26 protein-coding genes are annotated in these 23907 nt (G+C 71.7%); 14 read left to right on the top strand and 12 right to left on the bottom strand.

Annotation, left to right across the window (positions count from 1 at the left end; translation table 11 throughout):
* Window positions 1-4 precede the first annotated feature (4 nt).
* From ACIBCU_RS07190 to ACIBCU_RS07175, 4 genes are all read right to left on the bottom strand, one after another.
* On the bottom strand, window positions 5-1609 hold the full coding sequence (locus tag ACIBCU_RS07190) for a carboxyl transferase domain-containing protein (protein WP_362939585.1): 1605 nt from the start codon (window positions 1607-1609) through the stop codon (window positions 5-7).
* On the bottom strand, window positions 1606-3309 hold the full coding sequence (locus ACIBCU_RS07185; RefSeq protein WP_399229886.1) for an acyclic terpene utilization AtuA family protein: 1704 nt from the start codon (window positions 3307-3309) through the stop codon (window positions 1606-1608). Before ACIBCU_RS07185 ends, ACIBCU_RS07190 begins: the two co-directional genes overlap by 4 nt.
* A complete protein-coding gene (locus ACIBCU_RS07180; RefSeq protein WP_399229884.1) occupies window positions 3306-4112 on the bottom strand; it encodes a TIGR03084 family metal-binding protein in 807 nt (268 codons plus the stop codon). The genes ACIBCU_RS07185 and ACIBCU_RS07180 overlap by 4 nt, the downstream gene beginning before the upstream one ends.
* A gap of 123 nt (window positions 4113-4235) precedes the next feature.
* Window positions 4236-4505 carry a signal peptidase I gene (locus ACIBCU_RS07175; protein WP_399229882.1) on the bottom strand — a complete coding sequence of 90 codons (270 nt, stop codon included), beginning with the start codon at window positions 4503-4505 and terminating at the stop codon, window positions 4236-4238.
* A gap of 276 nt (window positions 4506-4781) precedes the next feature.
* Here ACIBCU_RS07175 and ACIBCU_RS07170 point away from each other — a divergent pair, with 276 nt between their 5' ends.
* Window positions 4782-5195, top strand: coding sequence for a spore-associated protein A (locus ACIBCU_RS07170; RefSeq protein ID WP_362939596.1), 414 nt, complete (start codon window positions 4782-4784; stop codon window positions 5193-5195).
* Window positions 5196-5254: 59 nt separating this feature from the next.
* Here the strand turns inward: ACIBCU_RS07170 and ACIBCU_RS07165 are convergent, their stop codons facing one another.
* The 3 genes from ACIBCU_RS07165 to ACIBCU_RS07155 all read right to left on the bottom strand — a co-directional run bounded on the left by ACIBCU_RS07165 (window position 5255) and on the right by ACIBCU_RS07155 (window position 7096).
* Window positions 5255-5422 carry a hypothetical protein gene (locus ACIBCU_RS07165; protein WP_362939599.1) on the bottom strand — a complete coding sequence of 56 codons (168 nt, stop codon included), beginning with the start codon at window positions 5420-5422 and terminating at the stop codon, window positions 5255-5257.
* Between the two features lie 102 nt (window positions 5423-5524).
* Complete coding sequence (locus ACIBCU_RS07160) at window positions 5525-6043, bottom strand: DinB family protein (RefSeq protein ID WP_362939633.1); 519 nt, start codon at window positions 6041-6043, stop codon at window positions 5525-5527.
* A gap of 93 nt (window positions 6044-6136) precedes the next feature.
* Entirely contained in the window at window positions 6137-7096 is a 960-nt protein-coding gene (locus ACIBCU_RS07155; RefSeq protein WP_362939602.1) for an EamA family transporter, read from the bottom strand.
* 141 nt (window positions 7097-7237) lie between these two features.
* Between ACIBCU_RS07155 and ACIBCU_RS07150 the strand changes: the two genes are divergently transcribed.
* The gene (locus ACIBCU_RS07150; RefSeq protein WP_399229879.1) at window positions 7238-8176 is read left to right on the top strand and encodes a LysR family transcriptional regulator; all 939 of its coding nucleotides are present in this window, start codon (window positions 7238-7240) and stop codon (window positions 8174-8176) included.
* Window positions 8177-8212: 36 nt separating this feature from the next.
* Here ACIBCU_RS07150 and ACIBCU_RS07145 read toward each other — a convergent pair whose 3' ends face one another.
* Window positions 8213-8446 (bottom strand): hypothetical protein, encoded by a 234-nt coding sequence (locus tag ACIBCU_RS07145; RefSeq protein WP_399229877.1) that lies wholly within the window; start codon window positions 8444-8446, stop codon window positions 8213-8215.
* Between the two features lie 35 nt (window positions 8447-8481).
* On the opposite strand from ACIBCU_RS07145, the gene ACIBCU_RS07140 reads away from it, so the two are divergent.
* Window positions 8482-8718, top strand: coding sequence for a hypothetical protein (locus ACIBCU_RS07140; protein WP_399229875.1), 237 nt, complete (start codon window positions 8482-8484; stop codon window positions 8716-8718).
* A 52-nt stretch (window positions 8719-8770) separates the two neighbouring features.
* Here the strand turns inward: ACIBCU_RS07140 and ACIBCU_RS07135 are convergent, their stop codons facing one another.
* A complete protein-coding gene (locus ACIBCU_RS07135) occupies window positions 8771-10534 on the bottom strand; it encodes an LCP family protein (protein WP_399229873.1) in 1764 nt (587 codons plus the stop codon).
* A 457-nt stretch (window positions 10535-10991) separates the two neighbouring features.
* Between ACIBCU_RS07135 and ACIBCU_RS07130 the strand changes: the two genes are divergently transcribed.
* The 8 genes from ACIBCU_RS07130 (at window position 10992) to ACIBCU_RS07095 (ending at window position 18369) form a co-directional block, all read left to right on the top strand.
* A complete protein-coding gene (locus ACIBCU_RS07130; protein ID WP_399229871.1) occupies window positions 10992-12494 on the top strand; it encodes an ATP-binding protein in 1503 nt (500 codons plus the stop codon).
* Window positions 12491-12937: a roadblock/LC7 domain-containing protein gene (locus tag ACIBCU_RS07125; RefSeq protein ID WP_399229869.1), complete on the top strand. Its 447-nt coding sequence runs from the start codon at window positions 12491-12493 to the stop codon at window positions 12935-12937. The genes ACIBCU_RS07130 and ACIBCU_RS07125 overlap by 4 nt, the downstream gene beginning before the upstream one ends.
* On the top strand, window positions 12934-13305 hold the full coding sequence (locus ACIBCU_RS07120) for a DUF742 domain-containing protein (RefSeq protein ID WP_362939621.1): 372 nt from the start codon (window positions 12934-12936) through the stop codon (window positions 13303-13305). The genes ACIBCU_RS07125 and ACIBCU_RS07120 overlap by 4 nt, the downstream gene beginning before the upstream one ends.
* Complete coding sequence (locus tag ACIBCU_RS07115; protein ID WP_399229866.1) at window positions 13286-13942, top strand: GTP-binding protein; 657 nt, start codon at window positions 13286-13288, stop codon at window positions 13940-13942. Before ACIBCU_RS07120 ends, ACIBCU_RS07115 begins: the two co-directional genes overlap by 20 nt.
* On the top strand, window positions 13939-15174 hold the full coding sequence (locus ACIBCU_RS07110) for a cytochrome P450 (RefSeq protein ID WP_399229864.1): 1236 nt from the start codon (window positions 13939-13941) through the stop codon (window positions 15172-15174). The genes ACIBCU_RS07115 and ACIBCU_RS07110 overlap by 4 nt, the downstream gene beginning before the upstream one ends.
* Window positions 15171-16379, top strand: a complete 1209-nt coding sequence (locus ACIBCU_RS07105) for a cytochrome P450 (protein WP_399229862.1) — start codon at window positions 15171-15173, stop codon at window positions 16377-16379. Before ACIBCU_RS07110 ends, ACIBCU_RS07105 begins: the two co-directional genes overlap by 4 nt.
* Before the next feature lie 111 nt (window positions 16380-16490).
* On the top strand, window positions 16491-17609 hold the full coding sequence (serC, locus tag ACIBCU_RS07100; RefSeq protein ID WP_362939070.1) for a phosphoserine transaminase: 1119 nt from the start codon (window positions 16491-16493) through the stop codon (window positions 17607-17609).
* A 148-nt stretch (window positions 17610-17757) separates the two neighbouring features.
* A complete protein-coding gene (locus tag ACIBCU_RS07095) occupies window positions 17758-18369 on the top strand; it encodes a Uma2 family endonuclease (RefSeq protein WP_399229860.1) in 612 nt (203 codons plus the stop codon).
* A gap of 211 nt (window positions 18370-18580) precedes the next feature.
* Here ACIBCU_RS07095 and ACIBCU_RS07090 read toward each other — a convergent pair whose 3' ends face one another.
* The 3 genes from ACIBCU_RS07090 to ACIBCU_RS07080 are packed head-to-tail and all read right to left on the bottom strand — an operon-like array spanning window position 18581 to window position 20994.
* The gene (locus ACIBCU_RS07090) at window positions 18581-19135 is read right to left on the bottom strand and encodes a GNAT family N-acetyltransferase (RefSeq protein WP_399229858.1); all 555 of its coding nucleotides are present in this window, start codon (window positions 19133-19135) and stop codon (window positions 18581-18583) included.
* 33 nt (window positions 19136-19168) lie between these two features.
* Window positions 19169-19999 (bottom strand): ABC transporter permease, encoded by an 831-nt coding sequence (locus ACIBCU_RS07085; protein ID WP_399229856.1) that lies wholly within the window; start codon window positions 19997-19999, stop codon window positions 19169-19171.
* The gene (locus tag ACIBCU_RS07080) at window positions 19996-20994 is read right to left on the bottom strand and encodes an ATP-binding cassette domain-containing protein (protein ID WP_399229854.1); all 999 of its coding nucleotides are present in this window, start codon (window positions 20992-20994) and stop codon (window positions 19996-19998) included. Before ACIBCU_RS07080 ends, ACIBCU_RS07085 begins: the two co-directional genes overlap by 4 nt.
* A 97-nt stretch (window positions 20995-21091) precedes the next feature.
* Between ACIBCU_RS07080 and ACIBCU_RS07075 the strand changes: the two genes are divergently transcribed.
* The 3 genes from ACIBCU_RS07075 (at window position 21092) to ACIBCU_RS07065 (ending at window position 23892) form a co-directional block, all read left to right on the top strand.
* Window positions 21092-21865 (top strand): TetR/AcrR family transcriptional regulator, encoded by a 774-nt coding sequence (locus ACIBCU_RS07075; protein WP_399229852.1) that lies wholly within the window; start codon window positions 21092-21094, stop codon window positions 21863-21865.
* Window positions 21866-21908: 43 nt separating this feature from the next.
* A complete protein-coding gene (locus ACIBCU_RS07070) occupies window positions 21909-22310 on the top strand; it encodes a PPOX class F420-dependent oxidoreductase (protein ID WP_362939084.1) in 402 nt (133 codons plus the stop codon).
* Window positions 22311-22719: 409 nt separating this feature from the next.
* A complete protein-coding gene (locus ACIBCU_RS07065; RefSeq protein WP_399229849.1) occupies window positions 22720-23892 on the top strand; it encodes a serine hydrolase domain-containing protein in 1173 nt (390 codons plus the stop codon).
* Window positions 23893-23907 lie beyond the last annotated feature (15 nt).

Here is a 23907-nt window from a genome sequence, read left to right as displayed (position 1 = left end):
TTCCTCACATCCGGAAGACGCCGAAGCCGCGCGCGCCTTCGACCGGTGCCGTATGGATCGCGGACAGGCACATCCCAAGGACGGTCCTGGTGTCGCGCGGGTCGATGACCCCGTCGTCGTACAGCCGCCCCGAGAGGAACATCGGCAGCGACTCGGACTCGATCTGCTGCTCCACCATGGCGCGCAGACCGGCGTCGGCCTCGTCGTCGTAGGGCAGCCCCTTCGCGGCGGAGGAGGCGCGGGCGACGATCGAGAGGACGCCCGCGAGCTGCTGGGGGCCCATGACGGCGGACTTGCTGCTGGGCCAGGCGAAGAGGAAGCGGGGGTCGTAGGCCCTGCCGCACATGCCGTAGTGCCCGGCGCCGTAGGAGGCGCCCATCAGTACGGAGAGGTGGGGGACCCGGGAGTTCGACACCGCGTTGATCATCATCGCGCCGTGCTTGATGATGCCGCCCTGTTCGTACTCCTTGCCGACCATGTAGCCGGTGGTGTTGTGCAGGAAGAGGAGCGGGATGTCGCGCTGGTTGGCGAGCTGGATGAACTGCGCGGCCTTCTGGGACTCCTCGCTGAACAGCACGCCCTGCGCGTTGGCGAGGATGCCGACGGGATAGCCGTGCAGGCGGGCCCAGCCGGTGACCAGGCTCGTTCCGTAGAGCGGCTTGAAGGCGTCGAAGTCCGAGCCGTCGACGAGGCGGGCGATGACCTCGCGCGGATCGAAGGGGACCTTGAGGTCGCCGGGGACGATCCCGATCAGCTCGTCCTCGTCGTACTTCGGCGGCTCCACCGGTCCCGGATCCGGGTGCGTCTTGCGCCAGTTGAGCCGGGCGACGATCCGGCGGGCCTGACGCAGCGCGTCGTGCTCGTCGACGGCGTAGTGGTCGGCGAGGCCGGAGGTGCGGGCGTGCATCTCGGCGCCGCCGAGGGATTCGTCGTCGCTCTCCTCGCCGGTCGCCATCTTCACCAGGGGCGGGCCGCCGAGGAAGACCTTGGACTGCTCCTTGATCATCACGGTGTGGTCGGACATGCCGGGGACGTACGCCCCGCCGGCCGTGGAGTTCCCGAACACCACCGCGACGGTGGGGATTCCGGCGGCGGACAGCCGGGTGAGGTCGCGGAAGAGCGCCCCGCCGGGGATGAAGATCTCCTTCTGCGAGGGCAGGTCGGCGCCCCCGGACTCCACCAGTGAGATGCAGGGGAGCCGGTTGGCGAAGGCGATCTCGTTGGCGCGCAGCGCCTTCTTCAGGGTCCACGGGTTGGAGGCGCCGCCGCGCACGGTCGGGTCGTTGGCGGTGATCAGACACTCCACGCCGGACACGGTCCCGATCCCGGTGACGAGCGAGGCTCCGACTGTGTACCCGGGGGCCTCACTGCCCCAGGCGGCCAGCGGGGAGAGCTCCAGGAAGGGGGTGTCCGGGTCGACGAGCAGTTCGATCCGCTCGCGGGCGAGGAGCTTGCCGCGCCCCCGGTGGCGGGCCACGTATTTCTCGCCGCCGCCCGCCAGGGCCTTGGCGTGCTCGGTGTCCAGCTCGGCGAGCTTCGCGAGCATGGCCTCGCGGTGGGCGGCGTATTCGGGCCCCGTGGTGTCGAGCGCGGTGGGCAGGACGGTCATGCGTTCACCTCCGGTGCGTCCAGCAGCTGTACGGGGACGGGGACGTGCCGGGACCGCAGCCACTCCCCCACCGCCTTGGCCTGCGGATCGAAGCGCGCCTGTGCGGCGACGCCCTCGCCGAGGAGGCCGTCGACGACGAAGTTGAGCGCCCGCAGCCGGGGCAGGACATGGCGTACGACGGTGAGCCCGGCGGTCTCCGGCAGCAGTTCCCGGAACCGTGCGACGGTCAGCTCGTGGGCGAGCCACCGCCAGGCGTCGTCCGTGCGGACCCACACGCCGACGTTGGCGTCCCCGCCCTTGTCGCCGCTGCGGGCGCCCGCGATCCGTCCGAGGGGCGTGGTGCGGGTGGGCCCGGCGGGCAGCGGTTCGGGCAGCTCCGGTTCCGCGACGTCTTCCAGCCGGCGGTATGGGCCGGCCGCCGGGACGGCCTCGCGGGACCCGTCGGGCCCCACGGCGACATGCTCGATCTCGCCGGCCGGTACGTACACGGCCTCGAACACCCCGTACGGCGCGCCCTTCCCGGGCGGGGAGGTCACATGGAAGCCCGGGTAGCTGCCGAGTGCCAGCTCGACGGCCGCCCCGGACACCGCGCGGCCGACCGCGTCCGCGTCCGGGTCGCGCACGACGAGGCGGAGCAGGGCGCTCGCGGTCTCCTCCGTCGCGGCGTCGGCCCGGTCGGTGCGGGCGAGCTCCCACCGCACCTCGGCGGGTTCGGAGCCCGCGCGGTCGAGGGCGTCGGCGAACTGGCCGCGCACCAGCCGGGCCTTGGCCTCGATGTCGAGCCCCGTCAGCACGAAGACGACCTCGTTGCGCCACCCCCCGAGCCGGGTGAGTCCGACCTTCAGGCTGGGCGGCGGGGCCTCGCCGCGTACGCCGCTGATCCGCACCCGGTCGGGCCCGTCCCGCGTCAGCGTGACGGTGTCGAGCCGGGCGGTGACGTCGGGGCCGGCGTAGCGGGCACCGCCGGTCTCGTACAGCAGCTGGGCGGTGACGGTGCCGATGTCGACGACACCGCCCGTGCCGTCGTGCTTGGTGATGACGCTGCTGCCGTCCTCGTGGATCTCGGCGAGCGGGAATCCGGGGCGGCGGATGTCGTGGTCGCCGAAGAAGGCGTAGTTGCCCCCGGTGGCCTGGGTTCCGCACTCCAGGACGTGCCCGGCGACCACGGCTCCGGCGAGGGCGTCCTGGTCCTCCGGCCCCCAGCCGAAGTGGGCGGCGGCGGGCCCGGTGACGAGGGCCGCGTCGGTGACCCGGCCGGTGACGACGATGTCGGCCCCGGCACGCAGACAGGCGGCGATGCCTCCGCCGCCGAGGTAGGCGTTGGCAGTGAGGTAACCGTCGGGCACGGGCCGGCTGTCGCCCTCGACGTGCGCGACGCGCACGGGCACACCGATCCGCTCCGCCAGCTCCCGTACGGCGTCGGCGAGTCCGGCCGGGTTGAGCCCGCCGGCGTTGGCGACGATCTTCACACCCCGCTCGTGGGCGAGCCCGAGCCCCTCCTCCAACTGCCGCAGGAAGGTCGAGGCGTAGCCGCGCTTCGGGTCCTTGAGGCGGCTACGGCCGAGGATCAGCAGGGTGAGTTCGGCGAGGTAGTCCCCGGTGAGGACGTCCAGCGGGCCGCCGGTGAGCATCTCGCGCAGGGCGTCGAAGCGATCGCCGTAGAAGCCGGACGCGTTGCCGATGCGCAGCGGCCGGGTCATCGGTCCGTCTTCCGGGGGCGCCCGGGTCCGGCGGGTCCGGCGAAGGCCTGCGCGATGTCCAGCCACTGCCCGGCGTCCGCGCCCACCGCCTCGACGGCGAGGTCGTCCCGGTGCGCGCGCTGGGTGACGAGCAGGCAGAAGTCGAGGAGCGGACCGGTGACCCGCTGGGCGGCGTCCTCGGGCCCGTACACGGTCAACCCGCCCTCCGCGGCCCGCAGTTCGATACGGAACTGCTCGGCGGGCGGTTGCAGGCCCCGTACGACGTAGGCGTAGTCCCGGGCGCGTACGCCGATCCTGGCGACGTGCCGCAGCCGGGCGGTCGGCTTCCTGGTCACGCCGAGCGCGTCGGCGATGTCCTGGCCGTGGGCCCAGGTCTCCATGAGCCGCGCGGTCGCCATCGAGGCGATGCTCATCGGCGGGCCGTACCAGGGCAGTTTCGTCCCGGCGGGCGCCGCCCGGAGTGCCTTCTGCAGCCGGGCCCGGCCCTCCCGCCACTCCACGAGCAGCGCCTCGGGGGGCAGGGCGGTGACGGCTTCCTCGGCCGCGTCGCCGACGAAGGTCTCGGGGGCGGCCAGCGCCTTCTCCACCTCGGCGGCGAAGGCTTCGGGCTCGGTGGCGGCGGTCAGGGCCACCTCGTCGGTCCAGTTGAGGTGGGCGATCTGATGGGCGACGGTCCACCCTTCGGCGGGGGTCGGCGCGGCCCACTCGCGTGCGCTCAACCCCGCTACCAGCAGGTCGAGTTCGTCGCTCTCCTCACGCATGTCGTCGAGCACGGCGGCGGTCACGGCCGATGCGTCGGGCACGGTGCGCTCCCCTCGGGGCGTAGCGGTGTGCCCCGGAGCATGCCAGCGCCCCCCAAAACAAGCAAGCATGCTTGCATGATTTATTCGGCCGCCCCTGCCCCGGCGGAGAGGTGGGACGCGCGCTCAATCGACCCGGTAGCCCGGGACCGAGGGCCGGCGCACGGTCAGCACCACGGACTCGTCCTCCGCGCGCCAGGAGTGGTCGACGCCCCGGCCCCATACGACGTGGTCGCCCTGGCGTTCCAGCAGCACGTCACGATCGGGGAACCGCATCCGGGAGCGGCCGCTGATCTCCAGGGCCTCACCGTGGCGGGGATCGGAGGGGTCCCTGAAGTGGCCGAGCTGCCATCCGCGGTCCAACGCCGCGTCCTTCTCCGCACGACCTGCGTACACGCCATCCCCGTCACCAGCACCCGGCCGACGGGAAGTCACAGACAGCCGCTTCGGATATTCCGGGCGTAACGTCCGCGACTTCCCGGCGAACGCCGGGCCGGTCGGCTCACATCGGCCATTGTTCGCACCCATTCAGCCATCGCCGCATAAAAAGATTCCCGGAATGATCGAGTCGTGAAATGATCTTGGCCGCCACGGACCATACCGCGCGCTGGTTCCGCCTCGCCCGGCCACTTTCGACATCTCGACGAGCCCACCAGGAGTTCACTCATGCGCATGCCCAGACGACTCGCGTCCGCTGCGACAGTCCTCGGCCTCACCGCCGCCGGAATGACCCTCACGGTCGGCACCGCCGAGGCGGCTTCCTACAACAGTGCCTGTGGGTCGGGTTACAGCGTGATCGACTCCATGGATGTCGGCGACGGCAACACGTTCCTGACCTACAACAGCTCCACCGGTTACAACTGCGTCGTGACCGTCGGCGACGCCCCGGGGACGTCCCAGATCCTGGGCGCACGTCTGCGACTGCACAGCACTTCCACCACGTGGAAGTCCAGCGAGGTGGACGACGGGGTGTTCAGCTACTACGCGGGTCCGGTCTACGCCTACGCCAAGGGCTCGTGCATCGACTGGGGCGGCCGAGCGGCGTCCAACTACACGCGCGTCAACTACGGCGTCCACTGCGGCTGAGCCGGCAAACCTCAGGCCGACACTCGATCTCGCCGCCGACGGGTGGGAGATCTCCCGGGCTACTCCGTGCGGTCGCCCTCCGCCTGGGAGGGTTCGGTCCGGGGGACGTCGGGGTGGGTCTCGGGCGCCCTGCCGCGCACGGCCGGCTCCTCGCGTTCGCCCTCGGCCTGCGAGGGGGTGTGCGAGTACAGCCCGTCGTACTCATCGGTTTCCTTTGCGGATCCCATGCGCGGGCCTCCTTCCTCCGCTCCCTTCCATCCTGCCTCCCGCGCCCGCTCCCGGCACGGTGACCGCGGCACGGCGCGCCCGTGCCGCGGTCCGCGCCGGAGTCACTGCCTCTTCGACGCCGCCTCGGCCATCTTCGCCGTGGTGCTGGCGCCGTCCAGCGCCTCGCGGACGATGTCGGCGTGGCCACTGTGGTGGGCGATCTCGCGGAAGACGTGCCACAGGACGTGACGGACGGTCCAGACGACCGGCTCCGGGGGCGACCAGGGGTACGAGGGCAGCGTGACCTCGCGGTCGAGGTCGGCCTCCTCGCGCACCGTACGGTCGAAAGCGGCCGCCGCCGCGTGGAAGGCCTCCAGCAGCCCGGCCACCGTCTCGGCGTCGGTCATCCGGTTGCCGTCGGGGTCGAGGTCCGCCCAGTCGACCTTGGCGGGGGCGGTGCCCTCGACGACGTCGAGCCAGCTGCGCTGCACGAGTCCGAGGTGCTTCAGGAGTCCGCCGAGGGTCAGCTCGCTGACCGTCGTCCGGGCGCGGGCCCCGGCGTCGTCGAGCTCCGCGACGGTGTAGAGAAAGTTGGTGCGCTGATCGGTCACGAGCGCCAAGAGATCGTCGCGTTCCGGCATGTGTTCCTCCAGGTCGGCCATCGCGACCACCCTAGGATCGGACGCCTGCCCGCGCAGGCGGAACGGGCAGGCCGGTCCCCCGGCGCGGCGGGCTCACCGCTTCCGCGAGCCCCGCGTCTGACTGCGCACCGCACCCATGCTCGCCCCGATGACCAGGGCGATGGCGAGGGCGTCGGTGGAGGAGAGGGCCTGGTCGAGGAGGAGGAAGCCCGCCGTGGCCGCGATGGCCGGTTCCAGGCTCATCAGGACCGCGAAGGTGGGCGCGGGCAGCCTGCGCAGGGCCATGAGTTCGAGGGTGTACGGAAGGACCGAGCTCAGCAGCGCCACGGCGACACCCAGAGCCAGCGTCGTCGGGACGACGAGCTTCGAGCCCGATTCCATGATGCCGAGGGGCAGCGAGAGGACCGCCGCCACCGCCATGGCGAGGGCCAGCCCGTCCGCCTGCGGGAAGCGGCGGCCGGTGCGGGCGCTGAAGAGGATGTACAGCGCCCACATGACGCCCGCGCCCAGGGCGAACGCCGTCCCGACCGGGTCCAGGCGGTCGAAGCCGCCGCCACTGAGCAGGACGACACCGCCGAGGGCCAGAGCGGCCCAGACGAGGCTGATCAGCCGGCGGGAGGCGACGACGGACAGGACCAGGGGCCCCAGCACCTCCAGGGTGACGGCCGCGCCCAGCGGGATGCGGTCGACGGCCTGGTAGAAGAGCATGTTCATGCCGCCCATCGCGACACCGAAGGCGACCACGGTGCCCCAGTCGGCGCGCGAGTGCCCCCGCAGCTTCGGCCTGCAGATGACCAGCAGGACGACGGCCGCGGCGGCGAGGCGCAGGGTGACGACGCCGAGCGCGCCCGCCTTCGGCATCAGCAGGACGGCGACCGCCGCGCCGAACTGGACGGAGAGCCCGCCCGCCACCACCAGCGCGACCGGGCCGAGTGCGGCTCTCCGGGCGCCGGGGCGCCCCGGCCGGCCCTGTCCCGGCTCGTCGAGCGCGGACACCGCCTCGGGTACGGCAACGGCAGCGGCGGGCTCTGCGGCAGCGCGCGGGTCGTTCACCGGAAACCTTTCGTTCAGTCTAATGAAGTGCACCAAGAGGTCTACGGTACGGCACCGAGCGGGGGCCGTTCACCTCCTCACCGTAGGGACCCGCGCGCCTCTCGTGAAATGCCGGTTGTGCTCCCGTTATGCTCCGCAGGCATGAGCACTGGACAGGGCACGGGGAACGGCGGCCGCTCCATCGAGGTCCGGCACCTCCGGGCCTTCCTCGCCATCGCCGACGAGGGCAGCGTCACCCGCGCCGCCGCCCTGCTCGGCGTCACCCAGCCCGTCGTCTCCCGCACGCTCGCCGCCCTGGAGCGGCACCTGGGCGTCCGGCTCGTCGACCGGTCCACCCACCACCTCGCCCTCACCCCCGAAGGTGTCTCCTTCCGCGACAAGGCGGCCGCCGCGGTCGGCGCCTTCGACGAGGCCGTCGACCCGGGACGGCCGCACGATCGGCCGCTGCGGATCGGGCACGCCTGGTCCGCGCTCGGCCCGTACACCACGCCGCTGCTGCGGGCCTGGCAGCAGCGCCACCCGGGGACCCCGCTCGAACTGCTGCGGATCGACGACCGTACGGCCGGTCTCACGCGCGGCGAGGTGGACGCGGCACTGCTGCGCGGGCCCGTGGAGACTCCGGGGCTCGTCACCGAGGTGCTGTTCACCGAGGCCCGGGTGGCGGCCGTGGCCGCCGACGGCCCGCTCGCCGCCCGTACCTCCGTGTCGCTGGCGGATCTGACCGGTGATCCGGTCGTCCTCAACACCGTCTCGGGCACCACCACGCTCGGCCTGTGGCCCCCGGACGCCAGGCCCGCCGCCACCGTCACCGTCGCCAACACCGACGACTGGTTCACCGCCATCGCGGCCGGGCGGGGCGTCGGGGTCTCGGGGACCTCCACCGCCCGGATGCACGCGTACGCGGGTGTCGCCTACGTGCCGCTGGACGACGCCCCGCCGCTGCCCGTCCTGCTGGCCCGCCGGGACGGCCCCGGCCATCCCGCGCTGCCCCGACTGGCGGCGCTCGCCCGGGAGATCGTGGCGCGCGAACAGGGCACGCCGTCCGGAAATTCCGTCGGCCGGCGGGGAATGGAGCCGTGACGTAAGGGAGTTGGGGACCTGTACCGACCAGGCCGATCACTCCAGGGGGCGTCTCATGACGGACACCGGCGACACCACCATCACCGTGCACGGCACGGTCGCGGCGGGCTTCGAGGGCGTACGGGAGGAGTTCGCCGCCGTACTCGCCGCGGACCACACCGAGCCGGGCAGCCAGCTCGCCGTGTACCACCACGGCCGGCTCGTCGTGGACCTGTGGGCCGGGGAGGGCATCGACGGTGACTCGCTGCCCGCCGTGTACTCCTCGACCAAGGGCGCCGCGCATCTCGTCGTCGCCCACCGACGTGGTGACCGCCCAGACCGACCCCTTCGCCCTGGGCTTCGAGGCGCAGCAAGGGCACTACCCCGCCCTCGGCGAGGGCGCCTTCGGGCACTCGGGAGCCGCGGGGTCACAGGCGTACGCCGATCCGGTCAACGGCGTGGCCTACGGCTGCACCCGGCGCCGCTTCGCTCTTCCCGGCGGTGCCGCCGCGGAGAACGAGCGGCTGTCCGCGGCGGTGAGCGAGGCCGTGGCGAAGGTCTGACGCAGCGGGCCGGGCGGGCAGGTCCCTGGAGGGAGGGGGACCTGCCCGTCGGTCACTTGGCGCAGACCGCCTTGTCGGCCTCCACGCGCTGGACGCCCTCCGGAGTCTTTCCAGGGGCCGAGAGCGGGCTGCCCGCCTCCGTGAAGTCCGGGCCCAGGGTCAGGACCATCGGGTCCATCTCGCCCGCGTCCGTCGTCGTCGGCTTGAGGGCCGAGGCCGCCATGCCCATCATCTCGGCCAGCCGGCGGGCCTGGTCCGCCTGGTTGGGGGCGTAGACGAGCTGGGTCTTCTTCACGTCCTCGGGCGCGTTCGCCTTGTTGGTGGACTTCAGCACGCCCTCTTCGTTCTGCAGCCAGTCCAGGGCGCTCTGCGCGGAGCCGGCGGGGGCGCCGCCGTTGTAGACGTCGACCCGCACGTCCGCCGCGTCGGCCTTCGCGCCCTGCAGCTTGGCGTCCTCCTTGGCCTTCGCCGCCGCCTTCTCCTGCTTCTCCACCGCGGTGAAGGAGACGTCCTCACGCATCATCGAGAAGACCTTCTGAGCCTTGGCGCTGTCCAGCAGGACGGTCGCCACGTCATCCGGATTGTCCCGCACCGGGACGGTGGTGAACGTGATGTTCTTGGGATCGACCGACGCCAGCTCCATGCCCAGCTTGCGGAGCTGATTTATGTCGGAGATCTTGTCGTCGACGGTGAGCGCCTTGGTGGCGGCCTCTGCGAGCGACCACATCTTGGTGGGGCTGGTCAGGGTGTCGTTGGACTTCAGCTTGCGCATCAGCGAGCCCAGGAACTGCTGCTGGATCTCGATGCGGCTCAGGTCACTGCCGAATCCGACGGAGTGCCGGGTGCGCAGGAAGGCGAGGGCTTCCTCGCCCTGGAGGCTGTGCTTCCCCTTGGGCAGCTTGAGGTGGGAGTCCTTGTCGTCGATGTCCTTGGCGAGACAGACCTCCACACCGTCGACGGCCGTCGTCAGGGACTTGACCGCGTTGAAGTCGGCCACCATGAAGTGGTCGACCTCGAGGCCGGTGAGCTCGGTGACGGTCCGCATGGTGCAGCTGGGCGTGCGGTCGGACTGTCCGAGGCTGGTGTTGAAGCGCACCCCGGTGGTCGCGGGGATGTCCTTCTCCTCCCCGCTCTCCAGCTTCGTGGGGCAGTCGGGGATGTCGGTTATCAGGTCCCGGGGGATGCTCAGCGCGGTCGCGTTCGTGCGGTCCTTGGAGACGTGGAAGAGGATGTTGGTGTCGGCGTGGCCGACGCTTCCCGCGTCCCCGTAGCCCTCGTTGCCCTCGCCGGTCCGCTTGTCGGTCCCGATCACCAGGACGTTGATCGCCCGGTCCTTGCTGAAGCCACCGGTGCCGGCCCCGTCGGTGGAGACGGCGGTGATGTTGCCGTTGAAGTGCTGGTACACGAGGTAGCCCGCGGTGCCGGTGCCCACCAGCAGGAAGGCGAGCACACCGCCGGTCCACACCAGGGCCTTCTTCTTGCGGGACTTCCTGGGCTTGGCCTTGCGGCGCCCGGTGGCAGGCGCTGCCGCCCGGCTCCCCGGCTTCCGCGCCTCGTCCCGGTCCCCGCGCCCGCCGCCGGCACCCCTGCGGCCGCCGCGCTGGCCGGGCACGGAGACGCGGTCGCCGGGCGGGGCGGTCTCCGGGTTCGGCCCGCGGCGCGGTCCGGGCGTTCTGACATCCGACGTACCGGCCGACGCGGATGATCGCCCTGAGGAGGGAGTCAGTCGCAGTTCGTAATCACCGGTGTCCGGGTTGAGTACCCACTGGTCTGCGGGGTCGATGCCTTCGTCCCGCCCACGGCCTTGCGCGTCCACGGTTGCCTGCGTCCTCCGTCGGGGCCACGCGGCGCCTCCCCCTTCAAGGCGCGCGGTGTGTCTTACGGCAGTGCCGACCTGGGAGGTCGGACGCACCGGAGCGCTCACATTAGCTGGCCACCGGCCCGGGGGCGACGATCGTGACAAATCAAGCCCCACACAGGGGACATACCCACACATTCACCACGACTCACCCACCCGACTTCTCGCGCAACACCGGAAACACTCGTCGGCGGGCACGAATCAGGTCGGTTCAAGCCAGATTTCATACAGAAGTGGCCACAAGGAATCCCCAAACAAGTCGCCAATTCTCCTATAGTTGCCGTGACTTGATCAGGAACAATCAGCTCCAGTTGTGGTTCTTTCGCCATCACCACACCGATGTGTCCCGATTGTCCCTTCGTCGTGCCAGCCGCACCTGTCCCTCCCGCCGCACCGTCCGCCCCGAGGACTCCGATTGCGCCCTTCACTCCGGCCGACCGCACTCGCCCTGCTGATCTCGGCAGCCGTTACCGGTGCTCTGTGCCTGTGGGCGGTCTCCGCCGCGCCCGCCTCGGTACGGACACCGCTCGCCTGGGGGGCGGGTGCCGCCGCCTTGCTGCTGTGCGTCGCGGTGGCCGTGACGGTCCACACGCTCGCCACCGCCCGCAACCTGCGGGCCCTGCGGGCCGCCGACTCCGAACGCTTCACCGCCGAGACCTCCCGCCTCGTCTCGACCTCCGCCGCCGAGGCGCAGCGCTTCACCGCGGAGACCGCCCGGATCAGGGCGGCGGCCTCGACCGAGGCGGCCCGGGTCACCGCCGAGGCGGACGAGCGTGTCGCACGGGTCACCGCCGACGCGGCCGAGCAGCACGAGCGGCTCACCGCCGAGACCGCGCGCCTCGCCGCCCGCGCCCGGCGCAGCGAGACCGAGCGTTCCGCCGCGGTCGCCGCGTGTGCCAACGCCGCCGGCCGGATGCAGGCCCTGGCCACGAGCATGCTGGCCGACCTGCGTGAGATGGAGCACCGGCACACCGCCGAGGACGTGCTCGGCGACCTGCTGCACCTGGACCACCGCACGGCCCAGGCGGGCCGTCTCGCCGACTCCATCGCCGTGCTGACCGGGGCGCGTTCCGGGCGCCGCTGGGCCAAGCCGATCGTGATGGAGTCGATCCTGCGCGGCGCGATGGGCCGTATCGGCGGCTACCAGCGCATCCGCCTCCACTCGACCAGCGATGTGGCGATCGCCGGCCACGCCGCCGAGGGCGTCATGCACGCCCTGGCGGAGATCCTCGACAACGCTGCCAACTTCTCGCCGCCCACCGCCGAGGTGCACGTGTACGTCGAGGAGGTCCCGGCGGGCATCGTCGTCACCGTCGAGGACAGCGGCCTGGTGATGAGCGATGTGCAGCTGCGCCGCGCCGAACGGGCCGTCTCCGCCGACAACCAGGACCTCACGGGGCTCTCCGGCACCCGGCTCGGCCTCGCCGTCGTCGGCCGGCTGGCCAGGAAACACGGACTCACCGTCTCCTTCCGGCCGTCGGCGCGCGGCGGCACGGGCGCGCTGATGATGCTGCCGCAGGAGCTCATCTCCCGTATGCCCACGCCCGCCCCGGTCCCCGAGTCCGCCCGGCACCCCGAGCCGGAGCCCGACCACGCGACGCCGGACGCGGAGAACCAGCGCCGGGCCACGGCGGACTCCCCCGGGTCCGCGTCCCGCGCGGTGCCCGCGCCCGGGAGGCCCGAGTCGGCGTCCGAGTCCACCGGATCCGTCCCCCAGTTCGGAGAGAGCGGCCTGCCCAAGCGCCGCCGCGGCCGCACCCTGGCCGCCGCCGAAGCCCGTACCGGCGATTCCGCCCCCGGCGGAGCCGAAACCCCCAGGCCCCGTACCACCGACCCGAAGGTGCAGGCTGCCCGCTTCAGCACCTTCAGCAAGGCCGTACGAGCCAACTCCCCGCACCCGGAAGGCAACACCCGATGAGCGCGACCACCGACGAGAAGCTGAACTGGCTGCTGGAGGGGCTGCTCGACCGCACGCCCGGCGCCCGGCACGCCCTCGTCCTGTCCCGGGACGGCCTGAAGCTGTGCCGCACCCCCGAACTCTCCGTCGACCAGGCCGACCAGCTGGCCGCGATCTCCGCCGGCATCCAGAGCCTGTCGCACGGCGCGTCCATGGAGTTCGGCGACGGCACCGGAGGCGTACGGTCCGCGATGACCGAGTTCTACGGCGGCGTGCTGTTCATCGTCGAAGCGGGCGCGGGCGCCCACCTGGCGGTCGTGGCGGCCGAGGACTCCGACGTCGGCCTCGTCGGCCACAACATGAGCGAACTCGTCGAGCAGCTCGGCGAATACCTCGTAGCCCCTCCGCGTGACCCTGTCGCCGGTCACGCGGCGGCCACGGCCACGGAAAAAGCGGACGTATGACATCGGTCCCCCGCCCCCGCCCCGGACGCGATGACGACCCGGACCGGCTGTACACCCTGACGGGTGGCCGCAGCCGGTCCGACTCGGCCGCCTTCGACCTGGTGACGCTCGTCGTCGCCGAGTGCGAACCGACCCCCGGGATGCAGTCGGAGCACGTCGCGATCCTGCGGATGTGCCACAGCCCCACCGCGGTCGTCGAGATCTCGGCCACCCTGAATCTGCCCGTCAGCATCGTCCGCATCATGCTGTGCGACCTGCTCGACACCGGCCGGATCAGCGCCCGCCACCCCCGTACTGCACGTGTCGAGGACCGGCTCCCCGACACCGACACCCTGGAACAGGTGCTCGTTGGACTCCGCAACCTCTGACCGTGCCGCCCTGCAGGCGACGGCCGACAACGGACTGAAGATCGTCGTTGTCGGCGGCTTCGGGGTCGGCAAGACCACCATGGTCCGATCCGTGAGCGAGATCCGTCCGCTCAACACGGAGGAGACCATGACCCGCGCGGGCGAGGCCGTCGACGACCTCGACGGTGTGCACTCCAAGACGTCCACCACGGTCGCCTTCGACTTCGGCCGCATCACGCTCGACGCGCGTTCGGTCCTCTATCTCTTCGGCGCGCCCGGACAGGAACGCTTCTGGTTCCTGTGGGACCGCCTCTTCTCCGGCACCCTGGGCGCCGTCGTCCTCGTCGACACCCGGCGGCTCGCCGACTCCTGGTACGCGATCGACCGGCTGGAGCACCACGGAACGCCGTTCATCGTCGCGTGCAACGACTTCGGCGGCCCGCTCCACACCGAGCAGCAGATCCGCGAGGCCCTCGACCTCTCCCCCGACGTCCCGCTCGTCGAGTGCGACGCCCGGGACCGCTCCTCCAGCAAGTACGTCCTGATCACGCTGGTCGAGCACCTCCACGCGCTCTCCCTCGCCCGCGCGAAGGGTGCCGAAGCGGCCCTCGCGGGCGGCCAGGCCGCCGCGGCGATGACCTCGGAGCGGACCCCGTGACCAAGTGCCCCGTGTCCCACGGCTCCGTGCCCCTGTCCGGGCCGCGGTTCCAGACCGACCCCGTGCAGCTGTACCGGGACATGCGCCGCGACCACGGCGCCGTGGCCCCCGTCGCGCTCGACGGCGACATACCCGCCTGGCTGATCCTCGGCTACCGCGAGCTGCACCAGGTCACCAACGACCCGGTGCTCTTCAGCCGGGACTCGGACCTGTGGAACGAGTGGGAGAACATCCCGGACGACTGGCCGCTGCTGCCGATGATCGGCCGCAAGCAGCCGTCGATCCTCTACACGGTGGGTGAGCGGCACACCGTCCGGGCGTCGATGATCAGCAACGCGCTGGAGGCCGTCGACCCGTTCGCGCTCAAGCGGTACGCGGAGGAGCTCGCCGACGACCTCATCGACGGCTTCTGCTCCACCGGCCGCACCGACATCATCGCCGAGTACGCGATGCTGCTCCCGGCCCGCGTCCTCGCGAGGATCTACGGCTTCAGCGACGAGGTCGGAGGGCCCCTCGTCGGCGCGCTCAACGACATGATCGACGGCCGTGAGAGGGCCCTGGCCGGCCAGCAGCACCTCGGCGCGGCCATGCAGCAGCTCCTCGTCGACAAGCACGCCGGGCCCGGCGACGACGTCGCGAGCCGGATGCTCCAGGACCCGGGCGGCTTCACGGACGAGGAGGTCGCCCAGGACCTCATGGTGATGTTGGCGGCGGGCCACCAGCCGACCGCCGACTGGATGGGCAACTCACTGCGGCTGATGCTCACCGACGACCGCTTCGCCGCGTCGCTGTCCGGCGGCCGGCACAGTGTGGCCGAGGCCATGAACGAGGTGCTCTGGGAGGACACCCCCACCCAGAACGTCGCGGGCCGCTGGGCGTCCCGCGACACCCATCTCGGCGGACGCCACATCCGCGCCGGTGACCTGCTGCTCCTCGGTATCGCCGCCGCCAACGGCGACCCGCAGGTACGCACCGACGGCTCCGCCCTGACCGGCGGCAACAACGCGTTCCTCTCCTTCGGCCACGGCGAGCACCGCTGCCCGTTCCCCGCCCAGGAGACCGCGGAGGTCATCGCCCGTACGGGGATCGAGGTGCTCCTGGACCGGCTCCCGGACGTGGACCTCGCCGTCCCCGAGGACCAGCTGACCCGGCGCCCGTCCCCGTGGCTGCGGGGGCTGACGGAGCTGCCGGTGCTCTTCACGCCCACCCCAGCACTTGGAGGCCAGAAATGACCCGGATCGCCCTCGATCCCCTCGTCGCCGACCTCGACACCGAGAGCGCCGCCCTGCGCGCCGCCGGGCCGCTGGCCGAGGTGGAGCTCCCCGGCGGGGTGCACTGCTACGCGGTGACGCACCACGCCGAGGCACGCCAGCTGCTCACCGACAGCCGCGTGGTCAAGGACATCAACGTCTGGAACGCCTGGCAGCGCGGCGAGATCCCGATGGACTGGCCGCTGATCGGCCTCGCCAACCCGGGCCGCTCCATGCTGACGGTCGACGGGACCGAGCACCGCAGGCTGCGCAGCCTGGTCGCGCAGGCGCTCACGGTGAAGCGGGTGGAGCGGCTGCGGTCCGGCATCGAGGCGCTGACGAACGCCTCCCTGGACCGGCTGGCGGCGCTGCCCGAGGGCGAGACCGTCGATCTGAAGGCGGAATTCGCCTACCCGCTGCCGATGAACGTCATCAGCGACCTGATGGGCGTGGACGCGGCCGACCACCCCCGGCTCAAGGAGCTGTTCGAGAAGTTCTTCTCGACGCAGACCCCGCCGGAGGAGGTCCCGCAGATGATGGCGGACCTCGGCGCCCTCTTCACGAAGATCGTCGACGACAAGCGGGCGAACCCGGGCGACGACCTGACCAGCGCCCTGATCGCGGCCTCCGAGGAGGGCGACCACCTCACCGACGAGGAGATCGTCAACACGCTGCAGCTGATCATCGCGGCCGGTCACGAGACCACGATCAGCCTGGTCGTCAACGTCGTGGAGGCGCTCCAGACCCACCCCGAGCAGCGCAAGCGTGTGCTGAGCGGCGAGGTGCCCTGGGAGAACGTCATCGAGGAGACGCTGCGCTGGAACACCCCGACCTCGCACGTCCTGATCCGCTTCGCGACCGAGGACATCGAGGTCGGCGACAAGGTCCTGCCGAAGGGCGAGGCCCTCATCGTCTCGTTCGGCGCGCTGGGCCGCGACGAGAAGCAGTACGGGCCGACCGCCGGTGAGTTCGACATCACCCGCTCCCCCAACCGCCACATCGCCTTCGGCCACGGCCCGCACGTCTGCCCCGGCGCCGCGCTGTCCCGGCTGGAGGCGGGGGTCGCGCTGCCCGCGCTGTACGAGCGCTTCCCCGACCTGGACCTCGCGGTACCGGCCTCCGAACTGCGGAACAAGCCGATCGTGACCCAGAACGACCTGTACGAGCTCCCGGTCGATCTCGGCTGATCCACGGCGCCCCTGTTTCCCGCCCGCCCCGGCCGCCCACGATCCGGAGCACGCGTCTCATCCGACGGACACGGTCCTCGACCGCTTCCGGGAGGGACTACGCTCCGGATCGTGGCTGACATCCAGATTCCCGCAGACCTCAAGCCCGCCGACGGACGTTTCGGCGCCGGGCCCTCCAAGGTGCGGACGGAGGCGGTCGACGCGCTGGCCGCGACCGGCACCTCTCTTCTCGGTACGTCTCACCGCCAGGCCCCGGTCAAGAACCTGGTCGGCGAGGTGCGTGACGGCGTGCGCAGCCTCTTCTCCCTCCCCGAGGGATATGAGGTGATCCTGGGCAACGGCGGCTCCACCGCCTTCTGGGACGTCGCGACGCACGGTCTGATCGAGTCGAAGTCCCAGCACCTGAACTTCGGCGAGTTCTCCTCGAAGTTCGCGAAGGCCGCCAAGCTCGCCCCGTGGCTGTCCGACCCGACCGTCATCGCCTCGGACCCGGGCACCCACCCGGACCCGAAGGCCGAGGCGGGCGTCGACGTCTACGCCTTCACCCACAACGAGACCTCCACCGGTGTCGCGGCCCCGGTCAAGCGGGTCGCGGGCGCCGACGAGGGCTCCCTCGTCCTGGTGGACGCCACCTCCGGCGCGGGCGGCCTGCCGGTCGACATCACCGAGACGGACGTCTACTACTTCGCCCCGCAGAAGTCCTTCGCCTCCGACGGCGGCCTGTGGATCGGCGTGTTCTCCCCGGCGGCCCTGGACCGCGCCGCGCGCGTCCACGCCTCGGGCCGGCACGTCCCGGAGTTCTTCTCGCTGCCCACGGCGATCGACAACTCCCTCAAGAACCAGACGTACAACACCCCGGCGCTGGCCACCCTCTTCCTGCTGAACGAGCAGCTGAAGTGGATGAACACCCAGGGGGGCCTGGACTTCACGACCGGCCGCACGGCCGCGTCCTCGCAGCACCTGTACGGCTGGGCCGAGGAGTCCAAGTACGCCACCCCGTTCGTCACCGACCCGGCGAAGCGCTCGCAGGTCATCGGCACGATCGACTTCGAGGACGGCATCGACGCGGCGGCCGTCGCCAAGGTGCTCCGCGCCAACGGCATCGTCGACACGGAGCCGTACCGCAAGCTGGGCCGCAACCAGCTGCGCGTCGCGATGTTCCCGGCGATCGACCCGGCGGACGTCCAGGCGCTCACCGCGTGCATCGACTACGTGATCGACAAGCTCTGACGGTCACTCCCGGGACGGCCCTGCACACCTCGGTGTGCAGGGCCGTCTCTGCTTCACTCAGCCGGGTGATGAACCGCCTGCGGGACGAAGTGGGGCGTCCCGCCCTACGATGATGTCCTCGACACCAGCCATTCCAGGAGGGCCCTCAATGTCTGCAGCAGCAGTCGAGCACCCCTGTGACGATGAGCCGGAACCGATGCTCGTCACGGCGAACCGCCTGACGGAGCAGCTTCCGGGTTATCGCGTCGAGATCATCGGAGGCGTCATCACCGTGGCCCCACCCCCGGACGGCCCGCACGCGCGCGCTCTGACCAAGCTCATGCGGCCCTTCATCGCGGCCGGGCTCGACGACGGGGAGACCGCAGTCCTCCAGTCGATCGGCCTGTGGCTGCCCGGCGGGCCCGAGGACTACGCCATCCCGGACCTCGCCATCGTCGACGCCGACTTCGACGAGCGCCTGATCGAGAACAACTGCTACGACCCGGCCGTCTTCCGCCTCGTCCTGGAAGTGACCTCCGGCAACTACAAGAGCGACCTGCGCAACAAGGTCTCCGCGTACGCCGAGGCCAAGATCCCGGTGTACGTGATCCTGGACCGCCGCCACGGCCGCCTCCACGTCCTGACGGAGCCCACCGGCTGCACGTACGACAGCCACGAGGTCTACGCCCCGGGCCAGTCGGCCGCGCTTCCCGCGTCGATCGGTGCGGAGATGGCCCTCGACGTCGCCGAGATGGTCAAGGCGGGCCGCCCTCGCGCCTGAGGCCGTGTCAGCACCGGCTGTTACGTTCCCCGGCATGACAAGGACTGTGCCGTACGGCGGTTCCGCGGGGACTCACCCCGCTTCCTGAGCCCCGGGGCCACCACCGACGCGGTTCGCCCATCCCGGGGCCTCCGTCGATCGCTCGGGAGCCGTGGCGGTATCCACGCACCGCGCCCTACGACGGTATAAGACAATTCCTGCCATGTCGTGATCAGGGGCCCTGCCCGGCGTCCGCCACCCGGTCCGGCGCGGCGTCCCGGGACGCCTCCCGCCGCCACCGCACCTCGCCGTCCTCCCACTCGCCCGTCGGCAGCAGCCCCGCGGCCGAGGCCACGGCGGCGGACGCCGCGTGGCCGGGGTGGATGTGGGCCACGACGGTACGGACGGAGCCCTGGTCCAGCAGGTGCCGGACCAGGCCGGCTGCCGCCTCCTTGGCGTATCCCCTGCCCTGCCACCGGGCCCCGACCACCCAGGCGACCTCCGCCCGTGCCCCGCGCACGGTGGCCTGGACGTAACCGGCCAGGTATCCGTCGGCACGCACCCGGAGCACCCAGTTCCACCAGCGTTCGGCGGGGTCGGGCGAGCCGGCGGTCTGGCGCTCGTAGCGGGCGCGCAGGGTGCCGGCGTCCTCCGGAGCGCCTCCCGTATAGGTGTGCAGGGCGGGGTCGAAGAGGACCACGGCCATCTCCTCCGCGTGCGCGACGTCGAGCGGGAGCGCGTCGAGACGGGAGGTGGAGAAGGGCTCGGGGGCCGCGTTGACCTGCATGGGGCGGAGCCTACGCGGCGCCTCCGCCGAAGATCAGCGGCTGAGGCGCTGAAATCTGCGCACGGCGAGCGGCAGGAACACCAGCGTGACCACCAAGGGCCACACCAGTGCCATCAGCAGGGCGTGTTCCTCGACCCAGGTGCCGCCGCTCGCCACCGGGTTGCCGAACAGCTGCCGGGCGGCGGTGACCGTGGAGGAGACCGGGTTCCAGGCGGCGAGCGTGCCCAGCCAGCCGGGCATCAGCGAGGGGGCGACCAGGGCGCTGGAGATCATGGTGACGGGGAACGCGATGGCGTACAGCCCGCCCGCCGACTCCGCGTTCGGGACGACCAGCCCCAGCCAGACGCCCACCCAGATCAGGCTGAACCGCAGCAGCAGGAGCAGCGCGAAGGCCGCCACCGCCTCCAACGGGCTGCCGCCGGCCCGCCAGCCGATCGCGAGCGCCGTGGCGGCCAGGATCGCCAGTTCGGCGCAGGCCACCACGAGGTCCGCGACGCCGCGCCCGGTCGCGACGGCGGACGGGGCCATCGGCATGGACCGGAAGCGGTCGATGACGCCCTTGCCGGCGTCGGTGACCACGGCCATGGCGGTGCTCATGAAGCCCATGGTCATGGTCGTGGCGAACATGCCGGGCATCAGGAACTCCCGGTAGTCGCCGCCCCCGGGGACCTTCATCGCGCTGCCGAAGACATAGCCGTACAGCAGCACGGAGATGATGGGGAAGCCGAGCTGCCAGATGATCGCGAGAGGCTGCCGCTGGTAGTGAGTGAGGCTGCGGCGGGTGACGTTCCAGCAGTCGGCGAGCGCCCAGTACGCGCGGCTCCGCTCGCGGCCGTCGGTGGCGTGCGGTTCCAGGGTGGTCATGCCGCGACCTCCATTCCCGCGGCGGCTTCCGCCCCGCGCCCCGTCAGGCGCAGGAACACGTCGTCCAGGCTCGGCCTGCGCAGCCCGATGTCCTCCACCACGATCCCCTCGTCCTGAAGGGCGCGCGCGACCTCGGTCAGCGCGGCCACCCGGTCGGCGACCTGGGCGTGCACACGGCGGTCGGGCGCGTCCGTCACCACCAGCCCGCCGCCCGCCACCCGGTCCACTGCCTTCGCCACGGCCGGCAGGTCGGCCGGTTCGGCGGCGACGACCTCGATCCGGTCACCGCCGACCCGGTCCTTGAGCCCGTCCGGACTGTCGTCGGCGATGGCCCGCCCGCGGTCGATGACGGTGATGCGCGAGGCGAGCTTGTCGGCCTCGTCGAGATACTGCGTGGTCAGCAGCACTGTCGTCCCGCCGGCCACGAGCGCCCGTACGGCGTCCCAGACCTCACCGCGGCCGCGGGGGTCGAGCCCGGTCGTCGGTTCGTCGAGGAACAGCACGGTGGGTGCCAGGATCATCGAGGCGGCCAGGTCGAGCCGCCGCCGCATCCCTCCGCTGTACTCCTTGACGCCCTTGCCCGCGGCGTCGACCAGGTCGAACTGCTCCAGCAGTTCCCCGGCGCGCCGCCGGGCCCCGCCGCCGCCCAGGTGGAAGAGGCGGCCGAACATCTCCAGGTTCTGCCTGCCGGTGAGCACCTCGTCCACGGCGGCGTGCTGTCCGGCGAGCCCGATCCGGCTCCGTACGCGGCGCGGTTCGCGCGCCACGTCCAGGCCCGCGACCTCGGCACGGCCGGTGTCGAACCGCAGCAGGGTCGCGAGGACCCGGACGGCGGTGGTCTTCCCCGCCCCGTTCGGCCCGAGCAGCCCGTGCACGGTCCCGGGACGGACCGCCAGGTCGAACCCGTCGAGCGCGTGCTTCTCCGCTGCCCCCTTCTTCGCCCCGTACCTCTTCACCACCCGCTCGGCCAGCACGGCATATCCGGATGCGGACATGGCTCACTCCCCTCTCCGACTCCAAAAACTGAGTACACCGTACCCGATTGCGAGTACACCGTACCCAGTTTTCGGCCGGCGGGCTTACCCTGAGGCCATGGCGAAGAGCGGACGGGCAGACGGCACGACCACGGGCAGCGGCGACATCGGGCGCAGCCTGGAGCTCCTGTGGGGCACCGGCGAGCGCCCCAGCCGCGGCCCCAAGCCGGGTCTCACGCTCGACCGCATCGTCACCACGGCCATCGGGATCGCCGACGCGGAGGGCCTCGACGTCCTCTCGATGCGCTCCCTCGCCACGGAGCTCGGCACCGGCACGATGACGCTCTACCGGTACGTCCCCGGCAAGGCCGAACTGCTCGACCTGATGCTCGACCGCGTCCAGGGCGAGCCGCTCGCCGTGGACGCCTCGGAGGTGCCCGGGGACTGGCGGGTGGCCGTCGACGTGATGGCCCGCACCCACCTGGCCACCCTCCGGGCCCACCCGTGGCTCCTCAAGATCAACCAGGCGCGCACGGTCCTCGGCCCGAGCGCCCTGCGCGGTCTCGAACTGGCCCTCACCGGCCTTCGGGGCATGGGGCTCACCGACCCCGAGCTGATCGGGGTGATCATCACGGTCAACAGCTTCGTCGAGGGCCTCGCCCGCACCGAGAACCACGCCGTGGAAGCCGCCCGGGAGACCGGCCTGGACGACGCCGCCTTCTGGGAGGGCCAGCGCCCCTACCTGGAGCGGGCCATGCTGAGCGGCGACTACCCGCACATGGCCGCCCTGTCGGAGGATGCGTTCGCCTCCGGCTTCGACCACTTCGCATTCGGCCTGGGCCGCATCATCGACGGCCTTGAGACCCTGGTCCGGCAGCGCGAGGAGCAGTGACCGGAACGCCCGGATCGCTCCGTTTTCATGCACCATGGGATATATGGAGACGATCCGTGAGCTAGAGCCCTTCGTGAAGCAGTACACCGTCCTGCTCAGCAGCCGAAGGCCGGACGGATCAGCTGCCAAGACTCCCGTCAGCATCGCCGTCGAGGGGGACCACGCCTACATCCGTACGTTCTCCTCGGCCTGGAAGGTCGACCGGATGCGTAACCATCCGGTCGTGGAGATCGCTCCGTGCACCGTGCGGGGCGCGCCGACAGGACCGCCGGTGACGGCATGGGCGCGGCTCCTGCCGCAGAACTCGAAGGAGAACACCCACGCCGCCCGGACGCTCTCCCGGAAGTACCCGGCGCTCCAGGGCGTGGCCGTCCCGCTCACCCACCGGCTGAAGCGCGACCGCACGCTCCACTACGAACTGCGGCCCGTCACCGACGACGTCTGAGCGGGCCGGGCAGGGCGGGCGGCGCGGCGGACGCCGGACCGGTGCGGGACCGCTGGTCGGCCTGGACGCCCGTGGCGGCCGGGAGCCGGTGATCGGAGGCGTGATCGCCGGCACCGAGGAGACCCATGAGGCCGTGGCCAACGGGCGGGGCGTGGCGCCGCCGGCGCCCGGGAACGCCCCGCTGATCGCCCGTGACACCGTCATCTGCCTCTGGTCCGCGCCTATCCGCCCGGCGCGGAGGAGCCGGCGGCCGGGGGAAGCCCCCCGGCACCGCACTGAGGACAGCGCGTCGGCACATCAGGGGGCAGGCCGGATGGGCCGGTCCCCTCTCCGCTGGTGAGATGGTCGCCGGCCATCGGCTCCGGGGCGGAACAGCCCCGGCGGGCGAGCGAAGAGAAAAGGGATCACCATGCATGTCTTAACCAGGCGTCGGCGACGCCTGCTGGTCGCGACCGGTCTGGCCGTGGCCCTCCTCACCGCGTCGAGCGGGCTGACGGCGGCGGCGAGGCCGCAGCAGGCCGATCCGCTCCAACGGCGGGTGGACGCGATCCACGACACCGGGACCGTCGGTGTGGGCGCCGAGGTGACGTCACCGCACACACGTGACAGCGCGCGCGCCGGGACGGCCCGGAGGGGCACCAGGAAGCCGATGCCGTGGAACGGAAGATTTCGGATCGGCAGCTCCACCAAGACCTTCACCGCCACGGTCGTGCTGCAACTCGTCGGCGAGGGGCGGATGTCCCTGGAGGACACCGTCGAGCAGTGGCTCCCAGGAGTCGTCCGGGGCAACGGCAACGACGGCAGCCTGATCACCGTGCGGCGCCTCCTGCAGCACACCAGCGGGATCCACGATGTCGGGCCGGACATACCCGCCTTGAACAGCGCGGACGGCTATCGGGCCGAACGGCTGCGCACCTACACCGCCGAGAGCCTGGTGGGGCAGGCGATGCGGCACTCTCCCGAATTCCCACCGGGCGACGACGGGTGGTCGTACTCCAACACCAACTACGTCCTCGCCGCGATGATCGTTCACAAGGTCACCGGACGGAGCTGGGAACGGGAGGTGAAGGACCGGATCATCCGCCCGCTGGGCCTGAGGGACACCAGCACCCCCGGCGCCTTCCCGTTCATCCTGGGCCCGCACGCCCACGCCTACGCCACGTTCGGCACCGGCACCGGCACCGGCACCGGCACCGGCACCGGCACCGACGTCACGGTGCTCAACCCGAGCATGGCCGTCGGAAGCGGCTCGGTCATCAGCACCACGCACGACCTGACCCGGTTCTACGCCGCGCTGCTCGGCGGCCGTCTGCTGGCTCCGGCACAGCTCCACGAGATGACGGCCACCGAGCCCGCGCCCGAACTGGGCGTGGACTACGGACTCGGCCTGGCCGAGATCCCGCTGTCCTGCGGCGGCAGCTACTTCGGGCACCGGGGCGAACTGCTCGGCTACCTCACCTGGGGTGGCGCCACCCGGGACGGGACCCGGACCGCGGTGGTGTACGTCACCGGTGACGGCGGCCCGCACACCGAGGAGGCCATGACCGCACTCGTGGACCGGGAGCTGTGCCGGCCCCGCTGAAACCCCCTGCCGGAG

Origin of the sequence: Streptomyces sp. NPDC051064 (assembly GCF_044455985.1) — a bacterium.
Lineage (GTDB): Bacteria > Actinomycetota > Actinomycetes > Streptomycetales > Streptomycetaceae > Streptomyces.
The sequence above is the reverse complement of the archived record's forward strand: the minus strand, read 5'-3'. Positions and strand labels throughout refer to the sequence as shown.

What these genes read in the sequence shown, in the direction of transcription:
- ACIBCU_RS07190 (WP_362939585.1), bottom strand. Translation starts at nt 1,609, where the DNA reads ATGACCGTCCTGCCCACCGCGCTCGACACCACGGGGCCCGAATACGCC.
- ACIBCU_RS07185 (WP_399229886.1), bottom strand. Translation starts at nt 3,309, where the DNA reads ATGACCCGGCCGCTGCGCATCGGCAACGCGTCCGGCTTCTACGGCGAT.
- ACIBCU_RS07170 (WP_362939596.1), top strand. Translation starts at nt 4,782, where the DNA reads ATGCCCAGACGACTCGCGTCCGCTGCGACAGTCCTCGGCCTCACCGCC.
- ACIBCU_RS07165 (WP_362939599.1), bottom strand. Translation starts at nt 5,422, where the DNA reads ATGGGATCCGCAAAGGAAACCGATGAGTACGACGGGCTGTACTCGCAC.
- ACIBCU_RS07160 (WP_362939633.1), bottom strand. Translation starts at nt 6,043, where the DNA reads ATGCCGGAACGCGACGATCTCTTGGCGCTCGTGACCGATCAGCGCACC.
- ACIBCU_RS07150 (WP_399229879.1), top strand. Translation starts at nt 7,238, where the DNA reads ATGAGCACTGGACAGGGCACGGGGAACGGCGGCCGCTCCATCGAGGTC.
- ACIBCU_RS07125 (WP_399229869.1), top strand. Translation starts at nt 12,491, where the DNA reads ATGAGCGCGACCACCGACGAGAAGCTGAACTGGCTGCTGGAGGGGCTG.
- ACIBCU_RS07120 (WP_362939621.1), top strand. Translation starts at nt 12,934, where the DNA reads ATGACATCGGTCCCCCGCCCCCGCCCCGGACGCGATGACGACCCGGAC.
- ACIBCU_RS07105 (WP_399229862.1), top strand. Translation starts at nt 15,171, where the DNA reads ATGACCCGGATCGCCCTCGATCCCCTCGTCGCCGACCTCGACACCGAG.
- ACIBCU_RS07095 (WP_399229860.1), top strand. Translation starts at nt 17,758, where the DNA reads ATGTCTGCAGCAGCAGTCGAGCACCCCTGTGACGATGAGCCGGAACCG.
- ACIBCU_RS07090 (WP_399229858.1), bottom strand. Translation starts at nt 19,135, where the DNA reads ATGCAGGTCAACGCGGCCCCCGAGCCCTTCTCCACCTCCCGTCTCGAC.
- ACIBCU_RS07085 (WP_399229856.1), bottom strand. Translation starts at nt 19,999, where the DNA reads ATGACCACCCTGGAACCGCACGCCACCGACGGCCGCGAGCGGAGCCGC.
- ACIBCU_RS07080 (WP_399229854.1), bottom strand. Translation starts at nt 20,994, where the DNA reads ATGTCCGCATCCGGATATGCCGTGCTGGCCGAGCGGGTGGTGAAGAGG.
- ACIBCU_RS07075 (WP_399229852.1), top strand. Translation starts at nt 21,092, where the DNA reads ATGGCGAAGAGCGGACGGGCAGACGGCACGACCACGGGCAGCGGCGAC.
- ACIBCU_RS07070 (WP_362939084.1), top strand. Translation starts at nt 21,909, where the DNA reads ATGGAGACGATCCGTGAGCTAGAGCCCTTCGTGAAGCAGTACACCGTC.
- ACIBCU_RS07065 (WP_399229849.1), top strand. Translation starts at nt 22,720, where the DNA reads ATGCATGTCTTAACCAGGCGTCGGCGACGCCTGCTGGTCGCGACCGGT.